This is a genomic window from Devosia sp. (genome assembly GCF_017307565.1).
Lineage (GTDB): Bacteria > Pseudomonadota > Alphaproteobacteria > Rhizobiales > Devosiaceae > Devosia.
The window spans coordinates 1-6,428 of the sequence record NZ_JAFKHD010000503.1 but is presented as its reverse complement, the minus strand read 5'-3'; the positions used below and the strand labels follow the sequence as shown (position 1 = coordinate 6,428).

At 59.3% G+C, this 6,428-nt stretch carries 6 protein-coding genes; 1 reads left to right on the top strand and 5 read right to left on the bottom strand.

Annotated features, from left to right (window positions below; all coding sequences use genetic code 11):
• The 5 genes from J0I64_RS21895 to J0I64_RS21875 form a co-directional block, all read right to left on the bottom strand.
• Window positions 1–1,229, bottom strand: a 1,229-nt coding sequence (locus J0I64_RS21895) for an FtsK/SpoIIIE domain-containing protein (RefSeq protein WP_291412298.1), incomplete at its 3' end; no start/stop codon positions are given.
• A complete protein-coding gene (locus J0I64_RS21890) occupies window positions 1,226–3,247 on the bottom strand; it encodes an AAA family ATPase (RefSeq protein ID WP_291412296.1) in 2,022 nt (673 codons plus the stop codon). The genes J0I64_RS21890 and J0I64_RS21895, both read right to left, overlap by 4 nt.
• Entirely contained in the window at window positions 3,244–3,435 is a 192-nt protein-coding gene (locus J0I64_RS21885; RefSeq protein ID WP_291412294.1) for a hypothetical protein, read from the bottom strand. The genes J0I64_RS21890 and J0I64_RS21885 overlap by 4 nt, the downstream gene beginning before the upstream one ends.
• Window positions 3,436–3,609: 174 nt before the next feature.
• On the bottom strand, window positions 3,610–4,671 hold the full coding sequence (locus J0I64_RS21880) for a restriction endonuclease (RefSeq protein WP_291412293.1): 1,062 nt from the start codon (window positions 4,669–4,671) through the stop codon (window positions 3,610–3,612).
• A gap of 95 nt (window positions 4,672–4,766) precedes the next feature.
• The gene (locus J0I64_RS21875) at window positions 4,767–5,189 is read right to left on the bottom strand and encodes an FAD-dependent oxidoreductase (protein ID WP_291412290.1); all 423 of its coding nucleotides are present in this window, start codon (window positions 5,187–5,189) and stop codon (window positions 4,767–4,769) included.
• 793 nt (window positions 5,190–5,982) lie between these two features.
• Between J0I64_RS21875 and J0I64_RS21870 the strand changes: the two genes are divergently transcribed.
• Window positions 5,983–6,428, top strand: a 446-nt coding sequence (locus J0I64_RS21870; RefSeq protein WP_291412288.1) for a hypothetical protein, incomplete at its 3' end; no start/stop codon positions are given.

Sequence of the window (6,428 nt, the reverse complement as noted above, 5' to 3'; positions counted from 1 at the left end):
CCCACCGCGCAAGCTTTCTGGGCAAGCCGGATCAATGGTTCATCCGCGCCCGATCTCGTCATCATGAAGTCTGCAAGCTCGTCGACAACGACCACCAGCCTACGCAGCTCGCTTCCGTTCTGTTGGGCCTCGGCTATGTTTCGCGCGCCGAGGTCTCTCAGCATCGCCTGCCTGGCGTCCATCTCTTCCGTAAGAGCCCGGAGAGCGGCCACCCCTTCGTCCATGTCCGTAAGAACCCTTCGTCCCCTGAGCAACCGAAGGCCGTCATAGTCCGCAAAATCCACTCCCTTTGGATCTATCATGATCAATTCAGGGGGGCGGTCCAGGCGCAGCAAGGACAACAAAATGGCATTCACGCACACTGATTTCCCGCTACCGGTCGCTCCGGCCACGAAAAGGTGCGGCGTCTCCGCAAGATCGAAGACGAAAGCATTACCGAGAACGTCGACACCCGGTGCGACTGGCATATCGCCGTCGGCAGCTTCCAACGCTGCCGTCAGCGGCGACCAAGGAACGTCTTTCCATGCGCCTGAGGGGCGAGGCACATCGAGAACGACTCGTCGTTCTCCCCCGGTCTCCCGACCGAGTGCTATGTTGCCGGCGCCAAGACCGATCGCAAAGGATAGATCTTCCAATCCTTTGCGAAGGCGGTCGTAGTCCTCGACCGTTGCGAGCGTCAGGCGGTACCTGTTCAATCGTGGACCCTGGATGGGTTCGCCCACAAGAGTTGCGTTCACGCCGACCTGCTCTAAGCCGCGCTGGAGGATGCCGAATTCGATGGTGTCGGCCATGGTCTCGGAAGGGGAGGCAGCGTGGTCCGAGTAGTACAATCCATCGAGGAGAACGTCATGAAAGCTGGTGCCGGGCCGCCAGGATTCTGCCAGGAGCTCCAAGCCCCGGCGCGCGTGACGCTGAAGAAGCTCCACATACCGGTCATTGTCCTCGAACAAATCTTCACCGTGCTTCAGCGAGAGCAGAAGGACGAAGGCGTCGTCGGTGGTGGTATCCTTGCCTTTGCTCGTGATCTGCTCGAGTTTCAACTCGCTTGGGGCCTTGGGAGGGGCACGAAAACGTTCGTCGGGCTCTTCTTCCATCTGCATAGAACGTGCGATCGCCATTCGCACCACCCACCAGAACACGCCTCGCCTGTCGGTCTGCAGCAATCCATCATCGATGACGCGCCCGAAGAACAGGCGCTCATCCTCCGAGAAGAACAGGGAATCCCTCATCTCACCTCACCGACGACGGCGTTCGTGCCGTCCTGGTTGTCGATCTGATAGGTGTGCGCGATACGATCACCGATAAGATCCTGAGCGTGATCCGTGAATTCCGTGTTGGTCGGGAGCAGCACCAGCGGATTGCCCGCGTTCGGAAAGTACTCCACCAAAAGCATGTCGCGGTTTTCTTGGTCGATGCGGCCCAAAGGCGTGTCCACGATGACCGGTAGTGAGCGGCCGACTTCTTCGTTCAGCGCCCAGAGCATCGCCATCGCTAACAACTGGCGCATGCCGGCCGACACACTGTGCCTGGCAACCTCTTCTCCCTGCTCATCAAGATAGGTCATCACAAATTGATCGTTCAGATCTATGCTCTTGATGAGCCGCGTCGGACCTAGGAGAATCCCCACCTTCTCCCGCAGACGTCGTTCGACCGAAGCACGTATCTGTGCTCGCCGTCCTTGCAAATAGGAATCGAGAGCTCGCTTCGTCCGAAGGCCGAGCTGATATTTCGCGTCGTTCTTGGAGGTTTCTTTGGCGCGCTCCATCGCCTGCTCTACAGCGCGATCATATTCCAGTGCTTCTTTCCTATGACGCTCTTCGGCGGCCTCGGCCTGCGCCGAACGCCTCGCTGCATCCTTTATGCTTTCGTTGACCTGCAGGAGTTCCTCGGTGAGGCGCTCGTAGCGCCCTCTGGACTCGTCACTGGTGAGCTCGGCCTCGTCCAGTTCCCTCTGAAGCCGCTGGGTTTCGCTGACGAGCTCACGCATGCGCCGTAACATCCCTCGATCATGGGAAAAATCGACGCGACCACGTTCAGCGTACAACAAGAACACGTCACGCAGAGCCTTCGCCTTTCGAGAGCTCAGAGACGAGAGAACGGCGTGACTCGGACTGACCGAGACGCCCAACGTCCGGAGCGCGGATCGCACGCCGTCTTCCACGGACTCGCGCTGGACTTGGGTAAGCACGACAGGCGGTTCGACGCTCTCGAGGATAATGACTGTCTGGTTCGGTAGCTCTCTATGGAGCTTTCCGGCAAGGCTGATATCGGCCATTGCTTGCTGATCCAGCATAGTGAACGCATCGGACACCAAGCGGGGCTGTGTGCGGAAAACGATTTCTGCTGGCAGTCTCTCGGCCAACTCATCGGCGAGCACTTGGCGCTCCGCCGCCAAATTCTCCAATCGTCCATTGATCCGCCGGCCCTCCGATTCGGAAAGCGCTCCGCCTCTGAGCCTCGTCCGCTCCTCATCCAGCAGGAAACGTCGCCGCTCGAGGTCCATCAAGTCCTCTTCCGCGTCGACCCGCGTCCTAGCGCTTGCCTCCTCGTTGGCGCGGGCCTGCCTGGCAGCGTTCTCCGCTGCGACGAGCTTGAGTTGATTTTCGGCGGAGAGCCCGGCGCGATTCCGCGCCTTCACGTATTCGTCGGTCTGCTGCATCAAGTGAGCAATGAAAGAGAGGCCGAGCAGGCGTTCTATCTCGGATCGCTCTCGTCCGATCTCTGCATCAGCGAGCGACTGAATGTGCTCGGCGTCGAAGAAGAAGAATGGAACCACCTCACGAGGGAGAAGCTGCTGCAAAGCGAACTCGGCCTCATCCCCCTTGACCAAACTCCCTTCTTTTCCAAACTCAGCGGTCTCCGCAAACATGGTGAAGTGTCTTAGGCCCACGAAAGATCGCTTCGCCACGTACGCTTGGCCTCCTTCGAGCCACCGAAGCGCGATGGAGGCCTCAGTGACATGCTTGCGCCGAGCGGTGCTGTTGAACACCCCGTACCAGCGTCCGGGCTGACCGAGGACGTAGTGCTTCTCGGAGAGGCTTGTGCTTCCGAACCCTACTCGCCTCAGGCCCTCGTCACGTGATCCAAGGAACAGCAGCTTCACTGCGTTAAGCAGGCTGGTCTTTCCGGCACCGTTTCGCCCTTTGACCAGGACGATGTTGCGGTGCTCGTCGGTTCCGGAAAGGTCGATGACGCATCGCCCCTCATACGCGAACATGTTCTCGATCTCGATGGCAGTGAACTTCACCGCTCCTCCTCCGTCGAGGCGTCGAGAATTTCGGTCACGCTGCGGAGGAGCCGGGTCTTCGCCCGGTTCGATGACATGTTAGGAAAATCCTCTGCCAGGTCGAGCAGTTTCTGTAGGGTCTCAACTGGCAGTGCGAACTGTTCGGCCACGGACGCCACAAGCTCTTTGTCTTCGTCATCGTGCGGCAATGCCGTCGCCTCGGTTCTGTGCCGCTTTTCTAGTCGGCGAGATAAAACGCTGGTTGTAGCCTGAACCTGTTCCGATTTCGTTTGCAAGCACAGCGGCTGAAATGGGGTTGGCTGGTGGGGCGAATACGGAGGTTACTGTGCAGTCGTGGCAGCGCCGAGCGGATGGCATGCTGATCAATCATCTCGATACGGTGCCAAGAGCAGCTTCAAGTCAACGAAGTCCTTCAAGTTCAGTTGATACTGGACTTCTGCCGCGAATTCTCGTGCCTCTTCACTGAAGTGAGAGGTGGTAAGGGTCATGGCAGCAGTGAGCCGTTCATGCTGGGCAACCCCGAACAGCTCTCGCACAACTCCTACCCCAACAGCTCTGTCGGGGGCGTATCGCTTGCATTCAACGATATAGAGGAAAGATCCCAGCCCGTCAGACCTGGCGAGGTATAGATCTTTCCCCCCATCGCGTGTCTGCGGTGTCATTGTGACACTGTAGCCTTGCCGCTGGAACAGTTCTGCCGAGAACTCCTCGAACTCGCGCGGGGTCAAGGCATATACCAGGTTCGGATCGCCGCTCACCATTTTGAACAGTTGGTCGCTGACGAAGCGAACGTCGGAGATAATTGCCTTCTCGGTTTGGCCACCTCGCGCCAATGGGCGTCCATTTTGATCTACAAGACCAGGAATTGCCAGCGGGCCAAAGATTTCCGCGAGATCAGAAAGAGTGGAAACATCGCCGGCGCGCCATCGCGTGGCCAGTATCTGGCCTAGTCGAGGAATTCCCTGCGAAGCTGCCCAGAGACGTGCGAGGACCTCGCGAGGTAGGGTCTCGCCCATTTGAGCTTCGAGAAGCCGCCCCATGTCGGTGTAGCTAAGGGGCAGAATCTGGATGACAGGGCCAATTTTGAGCGGCTCCGTGCTGGCGACTATGGTCGAGAAACGCCAAGGGCCCGTGCTGAGGCGACTCACGCTTTCCAACAAATGGCCCCTGTCCAAGCGCTCTGCTTCATCAATGACGAGTAAGTTCCTGCCCTTGGAGCGTCGGAAGGCGTCGGCGATCACATCAACGGCCTGCGACAGAGGGAAACTGGAGCTGCCGATAAAATACTCGACAACGCCATCGAAGACAGCGGGTCTGTCGAACTTCAGGGACTGCAGGAGAGTAGTCTTCCCAGTTCCAAACGATCCCAGTAGCTCGACGATCGAGGCTCCATCGAGGAGTGCGGAGAACAGGTTCTGGAGCACCGGCTCGTTCCGAACGTAACCGGGGCTAAGCGTCTGACTCCACTCGCCTTCTAGTGCCATCATGAGATTGCTTAGATCATTGGGTCAGCGAAAGGTCAATTAGCGCCCTTCGATCCGGGTCGATTGAAACCATGGCTGCATCCATCGGATGCGATTGCCCTCGCCGTGTCGTGGTCCTGTTCGATCTCGACGATCTCGGTATGATGATGAAACTCGATCTCGGTCGCGGTCGCGGCTGCCGAAAGGGCGGCATGGACAGTGGTCCAAGCGTGCAGACCAGGGGTCAACGCGTGCCCCGTGGTGTGAGTGTCGACCAATCGCGAGAGCTGATCGCTCCCGACGCGCAGCGCCGCCCCGGTCCGACCGGTGGGTCTTGAGCGCTCGAGAACGGTTACTTTGATGCCGGTGCGGGCCAACGATAGCGCCGTCATCAGTCCGGCGAGCGAACCGCCGACCACTACCGCGGAGCGGCGTGGGGAGGTCGTGGAGCGCAACTGGTGCCTGTTATGGTTTCCCATGACGTTCTTCGAAACATGGCCAGGCGGGGAGCGACCGCAGCCTGCACCCGGACGGGGTGCGGCCGCCTTGGTTGACCCGCCTTTGCACATCATAGGTATGAGCGGGGTAGCGCTGAGACTAGGTCACGATCACTGCTAGGCCTGATGAAGAAAATTCATCAATCCGGGCGGTCGCTGCGTCGAGGGACGCTCATGCCGCCAATGGCCAGGTGGCGGCGGTGATATGGCGGAGTTCAGCCCGCTTCTCGTCCACGGCCCTGCGCTGCGCGTGAGCGACAACCTCGTTTGAGGCATGTGTGGGATACTTGGACGCGCGCCAGAACACCGCGCGGTTGCAACTATGGCTGCCGGCGCAGCTTCGGCACGGCGATCGAGAGGCGAAGATGGGCCTTACAATTGATCCCGTTCTCTGGTACACAATGCCAATCGGACGCGGTTCAAAAAGACCGGATTTCCTAGTGTTTTTGGAACCGGCGCGAGAGTCCCTCTCTCTCCGCCACTTCTTCCCTGTCAGTTTTGTTCGTGACGCCCTGACCCAGGGCTTGGACTTTTGCTGTTCCCGTTCGAGATGGACGCATAATATGTCGCGTCCAGAGTGGCTTAGCTCATTTCGGGCGCTCCATCCTTACTGGGCATTAACCATTCACCTTTAGCGTTTGCCCTGGGACGCGGAAGGGGAATGCTGCCCGCTGGAGTGGGGCACGCCTTCTCCGTGGCTGGAGCCAACCGATTTTTCCGAGATCTTTCGATTGTTCGGCTGCGCCGTCCGGCGTGGGCATTGCTGGCTTTTGTCATGATGAAGTTGCACTCGATGCGCAGCCGCCTGATGGCCCTGACCTGCATCGGTTTTGCCGTGGGTCTGATCGGGGTCACGCTCGCCGGCTCAACGCTGATGTGGCAGTCGAGCAAGGACGAGGCAGAAGCGGCAGCGCGCGGCCTGTTGCGCGAATATGGCAATTCCATTGCCCGCGATATTTCCGGCGCCATTTCCATCGCCCGCACCACGGCGACCATGGCAAAAACCCTGGCAGAAACCCCGGTCATCGATCGTGACGAAATGGGCCGGCTGGTGCGCGGCATCGCCTCGGACAATCCCGAATTGTTGGGCGTCACGCTGGTCTTTGAGCCCAACGCGCTCGACGGCGCCGATGACCTCTTCGTCGACACGCCCTATTCCGACCTGACCGGCGGGGGCTTTGCTACCTATGCCTTCCGCGATGATGCAGGCGAAGTGGCCAT